16 protein-coding genes are annotated in these 17,978 nt (G+C 37.8%); 8 read left to right on the top strand and 8 right to left on the bottom strand.

Annotation, left to right across the window (positions count from 1 at the left end):
- Window positions 1–5: 5 nt before the first annotated feature.
- The 3 genes from F564_RS0102905 to F564_RS0102895 all read right to left on the bottom strand — a co-directional run bounded on the left by F564_RS0102905 (window position 6) and on the right by F564_RS0102895 (window position 4,250).
- Window positions 6–914 (bottom strand): ribokinase, encoded by a 909-nt coding sequence (locus F564_RS0102905; RefSeq protein ID WP_028121290.1) that lies wholly within the window; start codon window positions 912–914, stop codon window positions 6–8.
- Between the two features lie 73 nt (window positions 915–987).
- Window positions 988–1,632 carry a DUF4241 domain-containing protein gene (locus F564_RS0102900; protein ID WP_028121289.1) on the bottom strand — a complete coding sequence of 215 codons (645 nt, stop codon included), beginning with the start codon at window positions 1,630–1,632 and terminating at the stop codon, window positions 988–990.
- Window positions 1,632–4,250, bottom strand: a complete 2,619-nt coding sequence (locus F564_RS0102895; protein WP_028121288.1) for a valine--tRNA ligase — start codon at window positions 4,248–4,250, stop codon at window positions 1,632–1,634. Before F564_RS0102895 ends, F564_RS0102900 begins: the two co-directional genes overlap by 1 nt.
- A 119-nt stretch (window positions 4,251–4,369) precedes the next feature.
- Between F564_RS0102895 and F564_RS0102890 the strand changes: the two genes are divergently transcribed.
- The 3 genes from F564_RS0102890 to F564_RS0102880 all read left to right on the top strand — a co-directional run bounded on the left by F564_RS0102890 (window position 4,370) and on the right by F564_RS0102880 (window position 7,169).
- Window positions 4,370–4,867, top strand: a complete 498-nt coding sequence (locus F564_RS0102890; protein ID WP_028121287.1) for a DUF1573 domain-containing protein — start codon at window positions 4,370–4,372, stop codon at window positions 4,865–4,867.
- Window positions 4,868–4,944: 77 nt separating this feature from the next.
- Window positions 4,945–5,823 carry a polyphosphate kinase 2 family protein gene (locus F564_RS0102885; RefSeq protein WP_028121286.1) on the top strand — a complete coding sequence of 293 codons (879 nt, stop codon included), beginning with the start codon at window positions 4,945–4,947 and terminating at the stop codon, window positions 5,821–5,823.
- Window positions 5,823–7,169, top strand: a complete 1,347-nt coding sequence (locus F564_RS0102880) for a DNA recombination protein RmuC (protein WP_028121285.1) — start codon at window positions 5,823–5,825, stop codon at window positions 7,167–7,169. Before F564_RS0102885 ends, F564_RS0102880 begins: the two co-directional genes overlap by 1 nt.
- A gap of 358 nt (window positions 7,170–7,527) precedes the next feature.
- Here the strand turns inward: F564_RS0102880 and hemB are convergent, their stop codons facing one another.
- Window positions 7,528–8,520: a porphobilinogen synthase gene (gene hemB / locus F564_RS0102875; RefSeq protein WP_028121284.1), complete on the bottom strand. Its 993-nt coding sequence runs from the start codon at window positions 8,518–8,520 to the stop codon at window positions 7,528–7,530.
- Window positions 8,521–8,626: 106 nt separating this feature from the next.
- On the opposite strand from hemB, the gene F564_RS0102870 reads away from it, so the two are divergent.
- Together F564_RS0102870 and F564_RS0102865 are read left to right on the top strand one after the other, a co-directional pair.
- Window positions 8,627–8,971, top strand: coding sequence for a T9SS type A sorting domain-containing protein (locus F564_RS0102870; protein ID WP_028121283.1), 345 nt, complete (start codon window positions 8,627–8,629; stop codon window positions 8,969–8,971).
- A 93-nt stretch (window positions 8,972–9,064) separates the two neighbouring features.
- Complete coding sequence (locus F564_RS0102865; protein ID WP_028121282.1) at window positions 9,065–10,747, top strand: OmpA family protein; 1,683 nt, start codon at window positions 9,065–9,067, stop codon at window positions 10,745–10,747.
- Here the strand turns inward: F564_RS0102865 and F564_RS0102860 are convergent.
- On the bottom strand, window positions 10,734–11,162 hold the full coding sequence (locus F564_RS0102860; RefSeq protein ID WP_051259545.1) for a VanZ family protein: 429 nt from the start codon (window positions 11,160–11,162) through the stop codon (window positions 10,734–10,736). The genes F564_RS0102865 and F564_RS0102860 overlap by 14 nt on opposite strands.
- A 53-nt stretch (window positions 11,163–11,215) precedes the next feature.
- Between F564_RS0102860 and F564_RS0102855 the strand changes: the two genes are divergently transcribed.
- Complete coding sequence (locus tag F564_RS0102855) at window positions 11,216–12,280, top strand: NAD(P)-dependent alcohol dehydrogenase (RefSeq protein ID WP_028121280.1); 1,065 nt, start codon at window positions 11,216–11,218, stop codon at window positions 12,278–12,280.
- A gap of 281 nt (window positions 12,281–12,561) precedes the next feature.
- Here the strand turns inward: F564_RS0102855 and F564_RS0102850 are convergent, their stop codons facing one another.
- Together F564_RS0102850 and F564_RS0102845 are read right to left on the bottom strand one after the other, a co-directional pair.
- A complete protein-coding gene (locus tag F564_RS0102850) occupies window positions 12,562–13,845 on the bottom strand; it encodes an alkaline phosphatase family protein (RefSeq protein ID WP_028121279.1) in 1,284 nt (427 codons plus the stop codon).
- A gap of 163 nt (window positions 13,846–14,008) precedes the next feature.
- Complete coding sequence (locus tag F564_RS0102845) at window positions 14,009–15,211, bottom strand: hypothetical protein (protein WP_028121278.1); 1,203 nt, start codon at window positions 15,209–15,211, stop codon at window positions 14,009–14,011.
- A gap of 372 nt (window positions 15,212–15,583) precedes the next feature.
- Here F564_RS0102845 and F564_RS0102840 point away from each other — a divergent pair, with 372 nt between their 5' ends.
- Window positions 15,584–16,678, top strand: a complete 1,095-nt coding sequence (locus F564_RS0102840) for a GTP-binding protein (protein ID WP_154656793.1) — start codon at window positions 15,584–15,586, stop codon at window positions 16,676–16,678.
- Between the two features lie 168 nt (window positions 16,679–16,846).
- Window positions 16,847–17,416: a hypothetical protein gene (locus F564_RS0102830; RefSeq protein WP_028121276.1), complete on the top strand. Its 570-nt coding sequence runs from the start codon at window positions 16,847–16,849 to the stop codon at window positions 17,414–17,416.
- A 201-nt stretch (window positions 17,417–17,617) separates the two neighbouring features.
- On the opposite strand, the gene F564_RS0102825 is transcribed toward F564_RS0102830, so the two are convergent.
- Window positions 17,618–17,923, bottom strand: a complete 306-nt coding sequence (locus F564_RS0102825; RefSeq protein WP_028121275.1) for a DUF3467 domain-containing protein — start codon at window positions 17,921–17,923, stop codon at window positions 17,618–17,620.
- Window positions 17,924–17,978 lie beyond the last annotated feature (55 nt).

Raw genomic sequence — 17,978 nt, 5'->3', positions numbered from 1 at the left:
AGGTATTAATATGCGTGGGATATCAATTCCTTCATCTCATCAAGATAGGGTAAACCTTTCTGAGAGCCTCTGTAATCTGCCGCTTTCAAAGCTACTTCGTTGCCAAATTTCACGCAGTCCTCTGTAGAATTACCGTGAAGAAGTGCAATAGAAAACCCTGAAGTAAAAGCATCTCCCAATCCCATACTGTGTGCTTCTGTACTTGGATTTTTACGGAAATATTTCATTTCTGAGCCATCAAAATAACTGGTGCTGTTGGCGCCGTCTCTTACAAATAATTTATTCGGAAGGTGTTTGATAATATCTTCGTGATTGCCCTCACCAAAGATGATTTCCAGGTCTGTACTTTTGGCTACGATAAAGGTTGCATAATCTATGATTTCTTCAGAAAGTCTGCTTGCGGGTGCTGCATAAATTCCGATTTTCTTATTCAGCTTTTTAGCTTTCTGGAAAAGATATTCTACCGTTTTAGCAGGAATCTCCATTTGCGTGAGGATCAGATCTGCGGTAGCGAGATATTTTTCGGCCTCGTCTATATTTTTTGGGAAAATATTATAATTGGCCGCTGGAATTACCACGATGGCATTACCCTCATCTGATGCAGTGACATATGCTGTTCCGGTGTCTTGGTCTTCATCTTCAGAGACATAGGTGACATTGACCTTCTCATCATCCAAATTCCTCAAAACCTGCTGTCCGTAAGGATCCATCCCCACACAGCTTACAAGCGAAGTATGAGCGCCCAAGCGGGAAGTGGCAATGGCTTGATTGGCACCTTTTCCTCCCAGAAAACTGGATAGATTTCTGGCAAGAACAGTCTTATTGGCTGTTGGGATTGTAGAAGTTTTCAGGATCAGATCTATGGAAGAACTTCCTACAACTACTATCTGCGGTTTTGTATTACTCAGTTTCATTGGTTAACATTCGATGTTATAAAGGTCAAATAGAATCGCCCATTGCGATTTCGGTAAAGGCTAAAGTAACAATTTAATCCATACCAATTTCTATAAATTCAGAAATTAATTTAACAACCTGATTATCTTTTGAATAACCTATATAAGACGCATAAAACCCTTCACCATATCCGGTTTCAAAAGCGACCATATTTTCGCTTTTTTGCTCATAAGGTTTGAGCACTGCAAATTGATCAATTGCACCATTTTCATCAAAAAAATGCGAATGAAAAAAGGCCTCGTAGATGCCCATAAAATCATCACCTTTTTGATCAAACAGTTCTTTTTCCAACTGATTCAAAGACTTCTGAGCGTCTTTGTCCATAAAGCTTCCCATTCCGGACTCTACAAGATAACCGTAGATTTCTTCGTTCTTGAGATCTTTGAGGTTCTGTCCTTCGCACAAAGCCAGTTTCCAGTTTTCCGCCAATTGATTTTTATCAAATACAATTTCGCAATAGGCAACACAATTGGAGTCGGTCTCTTTATAGATATGAACCGGAAAATGACCTTTGGGAAACTCTTGCTGGAAAGCCGAATGATCTGGCGAGATCAGCGGATCACTGGCGACGATGAAACCGGAAGAAATATAAATTTCTCCCGCTTCATACGTTTCCAGAAGTGGGTTTTCTACAAAATTTTTGGAGAATAGTTTTTTTATGTTTTCTATGTGTGTCATTATAAACTTTTCAGTTTTTCTTCTAACAAAACAATTTTATCCTGAGCGTCTTTCTGTTTTTTACGTTCGATTTCTACAACTTCCGGTTTTGCGTTGGCCACAAACTTGTCGTTGGAAAGCTTTTTATCAACAGAGATCAGGAAACCTTTCAGATATTTGATTTCCTCTTCGGTTTTAATTTTTTCTTCACCAAGGTCAAGATTTTCGCTTAGCGGTATGGAGAATTCATTGGAACCAACCAAGAAAGTGAAACTCGGTTTATCCGTTTTCTGCCCAAAATTAATATCAGAAATATTGGAAAGTTTCGTAATCACCTCAGCGTCTTTCAGTTCTGTCGCATTGGTAAAAACTTCTACAGATTCTCTTGGCGAAATTCCTTTTGACTGACGGTAGTTTCTAACGCCGGAAATCACTTCTTTAGCAAAATCAAAATCTTTGATCGTTTGCTCATTGTAACTTTCAGATTTTTTCTGTTGGGTAATGATCAAAGCTTCCTCCATTTTTCTGTCCGAAATCGATTGCCAAAGTTCCTCTGACAAGAATGGCATAAATGGATGCAGAAGTTTCATCAATTCCTCAAAGTAAGCAATGGTTTTCTGGTAAACTTCTTCGCTGATTGCCTCGCCGAAATTCGGTTTCACCGCTTCCAGATACCAAGAACAGAAATCGTCCCAAATGAGTTTATACACCAAGTGCAATCCATCAGAAATCCTAAATTTTGAGAACTGATCTTCGATTTCGCCAACCGTTTTATTCAGTTGTTCGCCGAACCATTCGATGATTTGCAGATCGTGGTTTTGCGCTTTGATAGATCCATCACGTTTCCAACCCTGGATCAGTTTGTAAGCGTTCCAGATTTTGGTCGCAAAATTTCTTCCCTGCAACATCAGATCTTCATCAAACAAAAGATCATTACCGGCGGCAGAACTTAATAAACTACCTACACGAACGCCGTCTGCGCCATATTTTTCAATGAGTTCTATTGGATCCGGTGAGTTTCCTAATTGCTTGGACATTTTTCGCCTTTGCTTATCTCTTACAATGCCTGTAAAATAAACATTCTTGAAAGGTACTTCTTTGCGGTACTCCAGACCAGACATAATCATTCTGGCTACCCAGAAGAAGATAATATCCGGACCAGTAACCAGATCCGCTGTTGGATAATAATAATTGATGTCTTTATTATCCGGATCCAAAATCCCTTCGAAAACAGACATTGGCCATAACCAAGATGAGAACCAGGTATCCAGCGCATCTTCGTCTTGTTTTAAGTCTGCAGTTGTAAGTTCTGAGTTGTGGGTTTTATCTTTTGCTAAAACTAAAGCATCTTCAATATTTTCTGCTACGACAAATTCATTTTCGCCCGTTCCGTAATAGAAGGCGGGAATCTGCTGTCCCCACCAAAGCTGACGTGAAATGTTCCAATCGTGAACATTCTCCATCCAGTGGCGGTAGGTATTTTTGAATTTTTCCGGATGGAATTTGATCTTATCATCCATCACCACATCCAAAGCAGGCTTTGCCATTTCTGACATTTTCAGAAACCATTGTACAGAAATTTTCGGCTCGATTACGGCACCAGTTCTTTCGGAGGTTCCTACTTTGTTCACGTAATCTTCGGCTTTTAATAAAAGATCTTTAAGCTGTAATTCTCTTGCAATATCTTTTCTTACCGTAAATCTTCCCTGGCCTTGGTAATGCATGCCGTGCTCATTAAGAACCGCATCATTATCCATAGAATCTATGATTGGCAAGCCGTGTCTTTGTCCGATTTCATAATCATTGATATCGTGAGCTGGCGTAATTTTCAACGCGCCGGTGCCGAATTCGATATCCACATAATCGTCCTCAATAATAGGAACGACCCTATCAACGATTGGAACGATCACATTTTTACCTTTTAGATGTTGGTATCTTTCGTCATTTGGATTTACACAAACGGCAACATCGCCGAAGATGGTTTCCGGGCGCGTGGTCGCAACAGTCAAGAATTCCTCTGTTCCTTCGATTTTATATTTTAAATAGTATAATTTGCCGTTTTGCTCTTTGAAGATGACCTCTTCGTCAGAAATATTGGTTTGAGCTTCCGGATCCCAGTTCACCACTTTGTACCCTCTGTAGATAAGTCCTTTGTTATAAAGATCTACAAAAACCTTGATCACCGACTTGGAAAGATTGTCTTCCAGTGTAAATCTCGTCCTGTCCCAATCGCAAGAACATCCCAATTTTTTAAGTTGCTCTAGGATTGTTCCACCGTATTTATCGGTCCATTCCCAAGCGTGTTTTAGAAACGCCTCTCTTGTCAAATCTTTTTTACTGATGCCTTCTGCTTTCAGTTTTGCAACCACTTTTGCTTCTGTTGCAATAGAGGCATGATCCGTCCCCGGAACCCAACAAGCATTGAAGCCCTGCATTCTCGCTCTTCTCACCAAAACATCCTGAATGGTATTGTTCAACATATGTCCCATGTGAAGAATCCCCGTCACGTTAGGAGGAGGAATTACAATCGTATAAGGCGGTCTGTCATCCGGTTCTGAATGGAAAAATTTGTTTTCCAACCAGAAGTCGTACCATTTTTGTTCGGTTTCTTGTGGATTATATTTATCAGCGATCTGCATGTCGTAAATTATTTTTGGCTTATAAGTTGCAAAAATAAGATAATGTGAAAAAATTAACATCACATATTCAAATTATTTATAACTTTGTTATTCAAAAATTTAATTAAAACAAAAAAAATATGAAAAAGATTCTTGCAGGATTATTGATGACAGGCGCCATTGCTTTTGCGTCTGCTCAAACAATCTCATTTGATAAAACCACTTTCGATTACGGAAATGTAAAAGCTGGAGCAGATGGCCACAGATTCTTTACAGTAAAAAATACGGGTGACAAACCTCTTATCATCAGCGAAGTAAAACCTTCTTGCGGATGTACTACTCCAGAGTGGAGCAAAGATCCCATCTTACCTGGGAAAACGACTCAGATCAAAGTGGGATACAACACAGGAATCAAAGGGGCTTTTAACAAATTGATCGAAGTTTATTCTAATGACCCTACAAACAACAGATCTGTACTCTACATCAAAGGAAATGTCGAGGATGTAGCAGGAGCCGCTACAGCGCAGCAAGCTAATTTAACAGTTGCATCTCCAGCTGCTACAGCGAAAGCAGTTCCTGTTAATGCTAAAAAATCAGCTAAGAAGGAGGCTAAAAAAATACAAGCTTCTGCTAAATAGTAGAACAGGCAAAAATATTTATAAACCGTTCCTTTGTTGGAGCGGTTTTTTTTTACTTTTACATTAAAGCAATTACTATGAATTATAACTTCTCCGATGATTTTCTGATCAAAGAAAATTCGAAATTCGACATCAAAAAACACGAAACAAAATACAGCGGCACAATCAACAAAGATGAGGCAAAACAGCTTCTGGAAATCGAAAAAGAAAAGCTCCGCCTGCTTCAGGAAAAATTATATGCGGATGGCAGCCAGTCGTTACTGATCGTTCTCCAGGCAATGGACGCTGCGGGGAAGGACAGTTTGATAGAACACGTTTTCGGCGGCGTCAATCCACAAGGCTGCGAGGTGACCAGTTTCAAAAGTCCGAGCACGAAAGAATATGCCCACGATTTTATCTGGCGACATTATATTGCGCTTCCTGCAAAAGGCAAAATCGGGATATTCAACCGGTCGCACTACGAAAGTGTTTTGGTCTGCAAAGTGCATCCAGAATATAACCTCAGTGAAAACACGTGGAAAGACGTCAAGCAATTTGATGATAAGTTTTGGGAGAACAGGTATGATAGCATTCGCAACTTCGAGAAACACCTTGCGAACAATGGCACGAAAATCATTAAAATTTTCTTGAATGTTTCCAAAGAAGAGCAGAAAGAAAGATTTCTTGACAGGATTGCAGAAGATGATAAAAACTGGAAATTCTCTGCTGCCGACATTACAGAAAGAGGATTTTGGGAAGATTACCAGATGGCTTATCAGCAGGCTATCAGAGAGACATCTACAGATTCTGCACCTTGGTTTGTGATTCCTGCTGACCAAAAATGGTTTTCTAGGGTGGCAGCGATTCAGATTATTATTGATCAACTCGAAGCCATGGATTTACAATTTCCAGAACTTTCCGGAAAAGAGAAAAAGGCTTTGCTAGATTCAAAAAACAAGCTGGAAAACGAGAAGTAATGGCAGTATTATATGTGGCTTTAGGATTTGCAATGGGTGGGATTTTGATTTTTCTCATGATGAAAGTAAATTCCGTAAGCAAAAAGACCTTCGATGTTACGAATGAAAAACTGATCCGTGCGCAGGAGAATGAACTTAATGATCAGCAGAAAATTGAGGAACTCAAACGACACAACCTTGAATTGATGAAGGAAAATTCTTCTATACAAAAAAGTAAAGAAGAACTGCTTTTCACAAACGCAGAACTGAACGCGCATTACAAAAATCTGCAGCAAAATATAGAATATCAAAAAGAAAATTTTGTAAAACTTCAGGAAACAAACCGGCTTCAGTTTGAGAAAACAGCCAATCAAATTCTGGAAGTAAAATCAGAAAAATTCACGCAACTGAATCAAAATCAGCTAAAACTAATCCTTGAGCCGTTTCAGGAAAAGATCAATGAACTGAAAAACACGGTGAATGAAACTTATGAAAAGGAATCCAAAGAACGTTTTTCTTTGGGCGAAAAGGTGCGTGAACTGAAAGACCTGAACCAGCAGATTTCGGAGGATGCCAAAAAACTAACCCGCGCGCTGAAAGGCGAAAGCAAAACCCAAGGCAACTGGGGCGAAATGATCCTGGAAAGTATTCTGGAAAAATCTGGCCTTCGGAAGAATCAGGAATATTTTATGGAGCACGAACTCCGGGACGAAAATAACAAAGCTGTTTTCTCCGAATTTTCCGGCAAGAAAATGCGTCCAGATGCTGTTGTGAAATATCCGGACAACCGCAATGTCATTATTGACAGCAAGGTTTCTCTCACCGCTTTTGTGGAAATGACAGATGAAACAGATCCTGAGGTTTTCGCGATGAGACAGAATCGGCATCTGCAGTCTGTGAAGAATCACATCTTGCAGCTGAGCCAGAAAGCTTATGATGATTTTGACAAATCTTTGGACTTTGTGATGATGTTTGTTCCAAGCGAAGCGGCGTATATGACGGCTTTGCAAACCGACCCCAATCTTTGGAATTTTGCCTATGACAAAAGGATTTTGTTATTAAGTCCCACCAATCTCATCACTTCTCTCAAACTGGTGCAGGATCTTTGGAAACGCGAACACCAGAACCGCAATGCCATGGAAATCGCTGATAGAGGTGCGAAATTGTACGATAAATTTGTAGGTTTTGTTGATAATCTGGAGCGCATCGGGAAGAATATCGATCAGGCCAAGAATTCTTATAATGACGCTTTCAAACAGCTGAGTTCCGGGAATGACAATCTGATGATCCAAACTCAGAAGTTGAAAAGTCTTGGGATAAAGAACAAAAAAAATCTTCCTCAGGGTTTGGTAGAGGAAGATTTGTAATTTTATGTTTTGGTTCAAGTTCTTTTGTCCTGAAACAAAAGAACCAAAAATCCAAGAGTGGGAAACTCAGCTAAAATTTTGAGTAATTTTCTAAAATTTCTAAACTTGCCGCCAGCGCTTTGCCAGCGTCGGCTTCAAACAGTAGCATTTTCTTAACCTAAATTTTTCAAAATTTCTTGACGCTTCCTTTTCCAAATGTCGAGTTGCAATCTTTGCAAAGCACCTTTGGATAACGTAACCCATAGCCCCGATTGCAGCGGCATCCTTTTTTTGTTTGACTGCCGATCTGTTTTTGATGACAAAACGTGATCAAACAAAAAAAGATACAGCGGAAAGCGGGATGAAGCTCCAAAAAAAACTATCTATTCAGAAGTTTGGCTACTTCTGGAGCGGCGTAGGTGAAAATCATATCTGCGCCGGCACGTTTGAAACTGGTTAAGCTTTCTATGAGGACTTTATCATTGTCTATCCAGCCATTTTGGGCAGCGGCTTTCAGCATGGCATACTCACCACTGACCTGATACACTGCGATAGGCTGGGTGATGAGTTCACGAATTTTTGAAACGATGTCTAGATAAGGCATTCCGGGTTTTATCATAATGATATCGGCACCTTCTTCCACGTCTCTCAGGACTTCGTCTATTGCTTCGCGGGAATTGTGAAAATCCATCTGGTAGGTTTTTTTATCTGCAGGTATGTCCTCATCGTCGACTGGCGCACTGTCCAAAGCACTTCTGAATGGGCCGTAGAAGGCACTGGCATATTTGGCGGCGTAGGATAAAATGCCAACATCTGTGAATCCGTTTTCCTCCAAACCTTCTCGCATCGCCAGAACGCGGCCGTCCATCATATCGCTTGGCGCTAAGATGTCTGCTCCGGCTTCTGCGTGAGAGATTCCCATTTTCACGAGGGCTTCTACTGTGGAATCGTTGTCTATTTTTCCGTTCTTGATGATGCCGTCGTGACCGTAAACAGAGTATGGGTCTAGGGCGACATCCGGCATTATGATGATTCCCGGCACGGCATCTTTGATGGCTTTTATGGTGTTCTGCATCAATCCGTTGGGATTCCAGGCTTCTTTTCCGGTGTTGTCTTTCAGGCTCTCGGAAACTTTCATATAAAGATTGATGGCTTTGATACCCAGATCATAATTTTCTTTAACGGTCTTGACCGTAAGATCTAAACTTTGGCGGAAAACGCCAGGCATTGCAGAAATGGCTTCTTTTTTGTTATCACCTTCTGTGACAAACATTGGTAATACCAGATCGTTTGTTGTGAGGCTGGTTTCACGGATAAGACTTCTGATAGAATCGTTGGTTCTGAGTCTTCTATTTCTTGAGATCATCTTAATTAGAATTATTTATGCAAATTTAATTATACTTTTACGGATAGACTATTGCATAATCAATTTATTTAAAATATATTTGTTGTAATTGTTTAAATACAGACTAAAGCGAATGAAAAAACTTTTATTCTTTATTATATTTACGGTAGTTTCAGCAGGATTTTCGGGAGAAATGAAAGCACAGACTGCGCGTATCCCCAACCAAAGGACGGATGATGGTGTTCTGGTTGCTTATCCTAATCCGACTAAGGATGTTTTGATGCTGAGATCAAAAGATAATACGGTTAAAATAAAAACAGTGACTTTCTTTTCGATTTTGGGAGCACAAGTTGCTGAATATAACATTAACAGTAATAATACAGAACTGAGATTAGACAGACTGCGTCCGGGAAAATATCTCATGAGATATACTTTGGATGATAACACTCAGAAAATCACTCAGATTATCAAACAGTAACTATTTGTTTTCACTATACGATGCCGGTTTTTAACCGGCATTTTTTTGTCTATTAATTTCTGTAAATTTGTAACAACCAAGAAAGCTAAAAAAATGAGAAAACCTTTACTTCTTTTCTTCCTAATAACTGTTCATTTTTATCATTCTCAATTTAGAAACTCTCTTTTTGATGATCACCAGGTTAATGTTGCCCTGAAAGGCGGTTTAGATCTACCTTCGTATGACAATCAGACCAAATATATTGATTATAAGCCAAACCTGAATCTCGGTCTATCTGCAGATTATTATTTCAGTTGGATCGGTTTGGGAGTGGGTGCAGATTATTTGTCCAATAATCCAAAGAGTACTTATCCGACCGGAAATCTATATCTGGGAAACGCAAAACTATCTGATCCGACATTCACAGACCACAAAATCCAACGTTCTTTCTTCGGCATCGGTCCAAATTTCCGTTGGATCCTTACAGATGATCTGGGATTGACTTTCAAACTAAAAGGTGGAATCTCTACTATCAAAGGTGGAGAAACATCATTAGTTTCAAGTAATAATGCCACAGTTTATCATCTTAATTTTCATAAAGGTTACGACGATAAAAGCATTTTCTCTGGAAAAGCTGAACTGGAGTTCAACTGGTTTTTCTCGGAGAATGTGGGTTTGAATGTGGGCGGTTATTATTTACAACATTTCAAAACGAAAGCTCTTATCACCAGCGGAACGGCATCGGGCTACATTCCCTTTGCAGAAAATGACAATGAAAATATAATTTCCCCAACTAATGCGGACATAAAATCAACAGCTTTGGATCACGAGATCCATTCGGTTGGCATTTTTGCGGGACTTACTTTCCGATTTTATGCCCGAAAAGCAAAGCCCGAATACAGCCTGAATGTTGTAGCAAAAGACAAAGAAACAGGATTACTGCTACCTGATGCTTTTGTAGAACTTTATAAAGGCAGCAAGCGCGCTTATATTGCCAGAACGAATGCACAGGGTGTGGCCTTCTTCAAAAACATCAAACCCGAAAATTACGAGATCAGGGGGAAACTGAATACGATCGAACTTGTCGCATCAAAGGCCAACAAAATTGAGTTTGTTAAAAACGCCACTCTGAAAAAGGAACTTTCCACAGACAGCGAAAAGTTTTTTGTCAAAGGACAGGTCCATATCTGTCATTCTAAAAATCCTTTGCGCGATGTAACGGTGGTTATTAAAAATAATGAAACTGAAATCCTCCACGAAATAAAAAGCAATATGGAGGGTAAATTCTATTTCAAAGCAGACAAGAACACGACGTATCATATCTATGGAAAGAAGGGCAACTATTTCTCGCAAACAGAAGTTATCACTTCAAAAAACACAGATAGGACGCATACTCTCTTTTTAAATTTAGAAGTATGTATGGAAGAAACGAGCTGTGGAAAACCAATCAATCTGAAGAATATCCATTACGATCTTGATCAATTTTTCATCCGGGAAGATGCCAAGGCTGAACTTAATAAAATGGTTCAGTTTATGAATGATAATCCAAATGTCAAAGTAGAACTGGCCTCTCATACAGACTCTCGCGCATCTGATGATTACAACAAAACGCTTTCACAAAACCGCGCAAATGCTGCTGTAGATTATCTGGCCTCAAAAGGAATTGACAAAGCTAGATTAAGACCAATAGGCTATGGTGAAACACAGCTTCTGAATAAATGCAGTAATGACATGGCCTGTACTGAGGAACAACACCAAGTCAACCGGAGAACGGAAATGAAAGTTATCTGTCCTTGATATAGAACAATGTCCTGTAAATAAAGTAGCCAACCAAAGCACCTGTTGTATTAAGAATCACATCATCAACATCAGCAAAACCTCTTTTGAAATAAAACTGAGAAAACTCTACGATATTAATAATCACAAAAAAAGTAAGAATAAACCAGCCAACTTTCTTAAGCTTGGGATAGAGAATACCCAGAAAACCATAAGGTGAAAAAAGAAATATATTTCCAATGATATTTTTGAAAAAATCAATTTTTGAATAGGTGATAACGATAAAATATTCATCAATTGTATCAAACGGAATAGGTTTGATTGAAAAATGGGAAGAATCTGAATTTCTAAATGAAATAAAAAAAAGCAAATATAATAGCCAAACGGTATAAACATTGATAAAAGGAGGATAATACTTGTACAGTAGTTTTTTCATGAGCAGAAACAATTAGCTTATTAGTAGTAATTTAAGTAAAAATATTTAAAATAATGCACACACACAAAGTAAAAGCGTTCGGAACAGAAGCAGCAGATAACGATTTGGAACTTTTGACCATCGAAAGACGAGAAGTCCAGCCAAAGGATGTAGAAATAGACATCCTGTACTGTGGCGTTTGCCATTCGGATCTTCACACGGCAAGAAATGATTGGGGCGGATCTGTATACCCAGTCGTTCCTGGTCATGAGATCGTTGGGAGAATCACCAAAGTTGGCGCCGACGTTACTAAATTCAAAGTTGGAGATTTGGCAGCAGTTGGCTGTATGGTAGATTCTTGCAAGACTTGCAGCAGCTGTGCTCAGGATCTTGAGCAATTCTGTGAAAATGGTTTTACAGGAACCTACAACGGAAAAGACAAATACATAGATAATCAAAGAACTTACGGTGGTTATTCAGAATCTGTAGTGGTGGACGAGCATTTCGTTTTGCATGTGCCTGCTAATTTGGATCTGGCTGCAGTTGCACCACTTCTCTGTGCTGGGATCACGACTTGGTCACCGCTGAAACATTGGAATGTGAACGAAAATTCTAAAGTGGCCGTGGTTGGGTTGGGTGGACTTGGACATATGGCCATCAAATTGGCAAAAGGTCTAGGCGCAGAAGTTTCTCTTTTCTCCAGAAGTGCCGGAAAAACAGACGATGCTAAAAAATTAGGCGCAGATCAAGTGATCATTTCGACGGATGAAGATGAAATGAAAGCGGCCTTTAATAAATTTGATTTGATCATCGATACTGTTCCTTACGAGCACGATATCAATCCTTACATGAATACACTGACCGTGAATGGAACTTTGGTCCTAGTAGGATTCATTGGTGAGTTTGAAAATGAAGCCGTAAGTACAAAACCGATGATCTACAAAAGACGTTCTGTTGCTGGATCATTGATTGGCGGCATCAAAGAAACACAGGAGATGCTTGACTTCTGCGGTGAAAAGAACATTGTATCTGATATCGAGATCATCAAAATGCATGACATCAATGAAGCTTATGAAAGAATGCTGAAAAGCGATGTGAAATACAGATTCGTGATCGATATGAAAAGCCTGAAAGATTAAATTAAGATCTGATCAAAAATCACAAACAATCCGTCTCGCAACCAAAAAGTGAGGCGGTTTTTTTTGCTTGATCATGAGATCACCGATCATTCGTTTTTCATCTTTGCATAGGGCTCCGCATTTGTTTGATTATTGGCCGTTTTGATGATAGACGATCCATTACTCTATTTCTTATCAAAAAAAGCAGCTTTCGCGGTGATTTCTACGGCCAGCTCTAATTAGGTTACACCTATGGATAGCAGGTGACATAGAAACTATCTGATGAGAAAAAAATAACGAAATTATTTTTTCGTCATTAAAATCTGTTTTAAAACTTTTAGTTTTCCATCTATCTTGTTTTCTGTTTTTAAACCTAGCAACTTGGCAACCAACGGATAAACATTCACATTAGAGAATTCATCAATGACGAAATTATTTTTAAATTCAGGGCCCCAAGCAAAAAATGTGGCTTTCATTTCAGGAACCAACATCGGATCATAACCGTGTTTTCCTACAGAAGTTTTCTGATTTTTTTCTAAAAATACTTTTGGAGCTTTCGGTATCAAAAGAATCTGTCCTATCCTGTTGTATCTATCATCTCTGCTAGAAAAGTGTAGATATCTAGGTAATTTTTTATCCAAATAAACTTCGTAATCATCCGTTTTATTAATTTTTAAATTTTTATAGACCTTTTTTACCTCTTCCGGATTTTTCACATAAACCCTTAATAAAGTTTGGGAATTATAAAAATCAAATCTTTTCTTATCAAAAAGCATCATTGGGATTTCTAGAGGATTTCCACCATCAACCTGGATCATTCCGTGGTCTGAAACGAAGATAAAATTGACATTTTCTAAACCTAAATCATTAACTTTCTGAACCAAACTTCCAATCGCAGCATCTACCAACTGAACTGCGGTTTCCGTTTCCCTAGCTTCAGGACCAAAATGATGCCCTGCTGCATCTACTTCAGGAAAATACATTGCGATAAAATGTGGCCTTTGACTTTCTGGAAGCTTCAGCCAATTGATAACTTTATCTACTTTCTCCGTTGGTTTGAATTTTTCGTGGTAATGGTAATAATAAGTTGGTCTCATCCCTCCAGCATCACTTGCAGAGCCAACCCACTGCATAGAAGCCGATACCATTCCCTGTTTTTCTGCCAATGCCCAAAGAGGAGTTCCACCATACCAGCTTCCATCTTCGGCATTCTCCTTTTTGCTCATCGCATACTTTTCTTTCCTTCCATAATCGTAGAAATAATTATCGATTAAACCGTGATGAGAAGGATATAATCCGGTAATCAAACTCCAGTGATTGGGGAAAGTAATACTAGGATAACTCGGAATCATTGCTTTTGTCTGAACGCCCTCGTTTGAAAATTTCAAAAGATTCTGAGCATTGTATTTTTTAGCATAATCATACCTGAAACCATCAGTAGAAATCATAATAACGTAAGGCTTCGTCTTCGCATCTGCATTATTGAACCGGTTGGGAATAACAACTTGCGCTGTATCCGAAATTACCTGTTGACCAGTAATGATGATAGATAACGTGAGGAGGAAAATTGCAAAAGTTTTCTTCATTAGTAAGATTTTGGCAAAGATAAACACTGCAACTTGTAACTGAAAGAATGACGGATTAATTTAATAACAATCCAAATTTACTGTGCTTTTTTTCAGACTTTAAAACAAAAAAAACCGTCTCGTAATAAAACGAAGTTGGATTATGTGTGTGTTAAGAAAAATCTTACGCCAGCAAGTTGATATCTCCAACTACCAAAGGCTCCAATTCTTTTGAAAACTCAATTAAATAATTATGATAATAGCAGAAATAAGTTTCACCAATCAAGATCTTTAATTTGGAAAAACATTCTATTTTTTGGTCTAGCTGAGCCGAATGAAAATAGACAGAATAGTACAGCAATGAGTAATATTTTTTCCAACCTGTTCCCAAATTCTTTAGATTAATTTGGTTCAAAAAACGCTCTGTATTCTTCTTGTCTCCCATTTTTTGATAAGCTACAGCACAAAGAATTTTCCAAACCTCATCGTGTGTTTCTTTTCTTTTTGAAGGAATGTAATCTTCATCATTATTTACTTGAAAGGTATTATTTTCGATCAAAAATTTCATCTCTTGGGAACGATTGGTAAAAATAAGGGATTCCAGAACCGTAGATTCAAAACTGCAAACCGATTTCTCTGACGCTGTCCGATAACGAAGCCTTGCTTTTTTCATTTCGGCGAAATACCTTTTAAAAAGATTTTCGTTGCCGGTAAAATCGGCATAAAGAAGCTGCACGCCGAATTTCAACCCTGCAGGAATTACGTGGACATTCTCCGTAAGTTCGGTTTCTTTCACTTTGTTGTAATACAAATCCATCGACTCTGTATTTTGAAGAAGAAAACTACTTTGAAAAAGGAAACCGTAGGCAAAGATTTTAGCTTCATTGCTTGTGTTGTATTTTAGATAAGCCGAAAAATACTGGGCGTAAACCGAACCTAATAAATCACGAAGCGGATGATTTTCCATAAAATATTTTCTGGCCATCGGAAAAGACATCAAACGGTGATGTGTGCTTACCAAAAGGTCTGGCGACTTGATAATCTGCTGGCACAACTGCTCACTTCTGTCCCAATAATTATGATTTGTATTGTCTGAGTTTCCAAAAAACAATTCGAGTTCCTGATTGTTGCACGCATTTCTAAAATCTTTAAAATTGCTATATCCACAAAATTGACTAAGCAAATCTAAAGTAAAATGACTGTATCCAGACGTAGTTTTTATCAAGCCAAAAAACCGACGAAGTGTTTGAGAACTGATGTTTGTTTTACAATCCCGGGTGATGAGACTTACCAGATTATCACAATCTGTAGCTGTTTGTATATCTTTCCCAAATTGTTTTTCGATGTTCTTCCGCAATTGGTTCACAACACTTATTTCCCGGTTCATAGTTTTAAAAATGGAATCCAAATATAGTTATAACCACAGTATTCTTGTACAGAATTGTACAAAAAATCGACAAAAAATTAACATAAATTGTGACTTGAAAAACAAATAATAAAAAAATTATTCTCAAGAAGCAAAAGGACACGGTTTGGAGGTTTGAGGTTTTAAGTTTGCTGAAAATTAAGTAAGTGCTTAAAAAAAACTTCTTTTACGGAAAACCGTAAAATGCTTGCAAAGTTTTGGTTTAGCTTAGCAGAAAATTGAGAATTGCTTTTTTGCTTGGATGTGGTTTGTCTGGGTGAGGGAGTAGATTTGTAGTAAATAAAAAGGGTCGCGGAAAACTTGTTAGAGTACGTAAAAAAAAAATTAATTAATATGAACTCAGAAATTAATGATGTCTTAGAAAAGTTAAAAGAAGATCTTGAAAAATTTCACAATGCAAAAGTTAAATGTGGTATTATCGGACGTAGTGGCACAGGAAAATCTTCACTAATGAATGCAATTGCAGGAGAAATAATTTCTGCCGTTGGAGAAGTAGAAACTACGATGGATATCAGCAAACCATTTGAACATAAAGGCTTGTTATTTTATGACTTACCTGGTAGTTCCACTCAGAATTTCCCAAAAGAAACTTATATTGAGAAAACTGGAATTAAAGATTTTGACTGCGTTATACTAGTAACTTCAGATAGATTTTATGAAGATGATTTATATTTAATAAAAGAGGTTTCTAAAATAGGGATTCCAGTATTTGCCGTACGGAATAAAGTCGATCAATCAATTATTAGTGCTGAAAAACGTGGAGTTTCCGAAGCAGAAACATTGAAAAACATTTTTGATGATTTAAATAAAAACCTACTGGATGTAAAATCAAGTGGAATTTATTTAGTTTCTGCAGATAATCAATTCAAATATGATTTTAACAAATTGATTGAAGATATTGCAAAAAGTTTAAACAAGATCAAAAAAGAAAGGTTTATTGCAGATGTCACAGCCTCATCTACCAAAATGATTAACGAAAAAAGACTTGTTGCAGAAAAGCTTGTATCTAGATATGCTGCACTATCAGCTGCAAATGGGCTTAATCCAATACCAGGATTAGATATTTCGGTCGATGTGGGATTACTTATAAAAATGTCAAACGACATCACTAGTATTTATGGCTTAACTAAGAGTAGTCAAAAATATTACGAATCATTTTTAGATTTATCGAATTCTGCACAACTCAAAACTGTTTTAGCAAAAATTGCGCAATACGCTGCCAAGTATGTAGGAAAAGAAGCAATAATGATAATATTAAAAAGATTTGTAGCAAGTACACCAACTAAAACAGTTTCCAAATGGATACCTTTTGTAGGTCAAGCTATTGCGGCAGGAATTGGCTTTCAGATGACTTCTTCTTTAGGAAATGAAATGGTTGATGATGCAGAAGCTTTAGCTTTGGAAATATTTAATAGTTTAAAACAATAACTATACACAATAAAACTATAAAATGCTCTCCACCCAAAAAGACCACCTCCTCACCACAATCCCCAACCTCTCCCGCCTCCCGTGGGTAGGTTCTGAATTTAATTATGCAGAAAGAAGATTGCTTATTGCTGAAATAATATTTTTCATTAAAAAAACACAGAAAACAGTTTGAAAAACCTCATCTACAAACCTCATATCGGCAAAAACTACGGCACTACTGAGCTTGGGAAATTATTAATCATTGGAGATTCTCATTATTTCAATAATGGTTTACCTAATCATTTGTCGGAGTTTACGGTTGAAAAAATAAAAGAACTGAGAATCATCTCAGCCAATTTTTATGATAAAGTTGATGCCGTCCTAAACCAAGGTGGTAAGCACGACATTTGGGATAACATTGCATTTGCCAATGCGATACAAACACCATTTTCATCGTCTGACCAAAAGCCAACTAAAAATGATCTGGATATTGCAAAACTCGCTTTTCGGGAGTATTTGGATATGACAAAGCCAGAAAAAGTGATTGTATTTTCTAGCCGTATTTGGGAACATTGTTTTAATGACGAGATTAATCTTTGGGGAAGACATCTTAATAAGATAGATGACCGATGGAATATCCGAGAATTAGACTATGATGGCGGAACTTGCAAAGCAATTGGACTACATCATCCGTCAACTCCAGGTTTTGATAAGTCAAAATTTCAAAAGGTTGTTTTCGAATTTCTTAATGATTATTAATTTTTAAATTATTGCGATAAAGTTGTCGCTCCTACGAAGCTCTTTTCCCCTATATGCTTGGTTTTGCTACCAACATTTTACTCCTACGGAGCAATGTGATGATTCTATTTTTAATAGATTTCGTTTTTATTAAATCTAAAACAAAAAAAAATCCCGATTCAACTCAATGAATCGGGAATTAGTTTTGTTAAGAAAAAAATCTTAAGCTTGTACGTTGTTACCTCCAACTACGAAAGGCTCCAATTCTTTGATCTCTCCGAATTGCTGCTCATAGTTTGTGATGTTTTGCTGAAGCGCTGCAAGCACTCTCTTCGCGTGAAGTGGCGCAAGAATGACTCTTGAACGCACGTTAGCCTGCTGTACGCCTGGCATCAATTGGATAAAATCCACTACGAATTCTGATGGTGAGTGATTTACCAATGCAAGGTTGCAATATACGCCAGAAGCGATCATCTCGTTCAATTGGATGTTGATGTTGTTTGGATCTTGGTTTTGATTATTGTCCATTTTTTTTAAATGTTTTTTATGTTTAAAGTTTATATTTTTTGATAACAGATGATAG

Source organism: Epilithonimonas tenax DSM 16811 (genome assembly GCF_000428485.1).
In the GTDB taxonomy this organism is placed as follows: Bacteria; Bacteroidota; Bacteroidia; order Flavobacteriales; family Weeksellaceae; genus Epilithonimonas; species Epilithonimonas tenax.
This window is presented reverse-complemented; position numbering and strand designations above follow the sequence as displayed.

Bases quoted from the DNA above. Each gene is read 5' to 3' on its own strand.
- F564_RS0102905 (WP_028121290.1), bottom strand. From the start codon at position 914: ATGAAACTGAGTAATACAAAACCGCAGATAGTAGTTGTAGGAAGTTCT.
- F564_RS0102900 (WP_028121289.1), bottom strand. From the start codon at position 1,632: ATGACACACATAGAAAACATAAAAAAACTATTCTCCAAAAATTTTGTA.
- F564_RS0102895 (WP_028121288.1), bottom strand. From the start codon at position 4,250: ATGCAGATCGCTGATAAATATAATCCACAAGAAACCGAACAAAAATGG.
- F564_RS0102890 (WP_028121287.1), top strand. From the start codon at position 4,370: ATGAAAAAGATTCTTGCAGGATTATTGATGACAGGCGCCATTGCTTTT.
- F564_RS0102885 (WP_028121286.1), top strand. From the start codon at position 4,945: ATGAATTATAACTTCTCCGATGATTTTCTGATCAAAGAAAATTCGAAA.
- F564_RS0102880 (WP_028121285.1), top strand. From the start codon at position 5,823: ATGGCAGTATTATATGTGGCTTTAGGATTTGCAATGGGTGGGATTTTG.
- F564_RS0102870 (WP_028121283.1), top strand. From the start codon at position 8,627: ATGAAAAAACTTTTATTCTTTATTATATTTACGGTAGTTTCAGCAGGA.
- F564_RS0102865 (WP_028121282.1), top strand. From the start codon at position 9,065: ATGAGAAAACCTTTACTTCTTTTCTTCCTAATAACTGTTCATTTTTAT.
- F564_RS0102860 (WP_051259545.1), bottom strand. From the start codon at position 11,162: ATGAAAAAACTACTGTACAAGTATTATCCTCCTTTTATCAATGTTTAT.
- F564_RS0102855 (WP_028121280.1), top strand. From the start codon at position 11,216: ATGCACACACACAAAGTAAAAGCGTTCGGAACAGAAGCAGCAGATAAC.
- F564_RS0102850 (WP_028121279.1), bottom strand. From the start codon at position 13,845: ATGAAGAAAACTTTTGCAATTTTCCTCCTCACGTTATCTATCATCATT.
- F564_RS0102845 (WP_028121278.1), bottom strand. From the start codon at position 15,211: ATGAACCGGGAAATAAGTGTTGTGAACCAATTGCGGAAGAACATCGAA.
- F564_RS0102840 (WP_154656793.1), top strand. From the start codon at position 15,584: ATGAACTCAGAAATTAATGATGTCTTAGAAAAGTTAAAAGAAGATCTT.
- F564_RS0102825 (WP_028121275.1), bottom strand. From the start codon at position 17,923: ATGGACAATAATCAAAACCAAGATCCAAACAACATCAACATCCAATTG.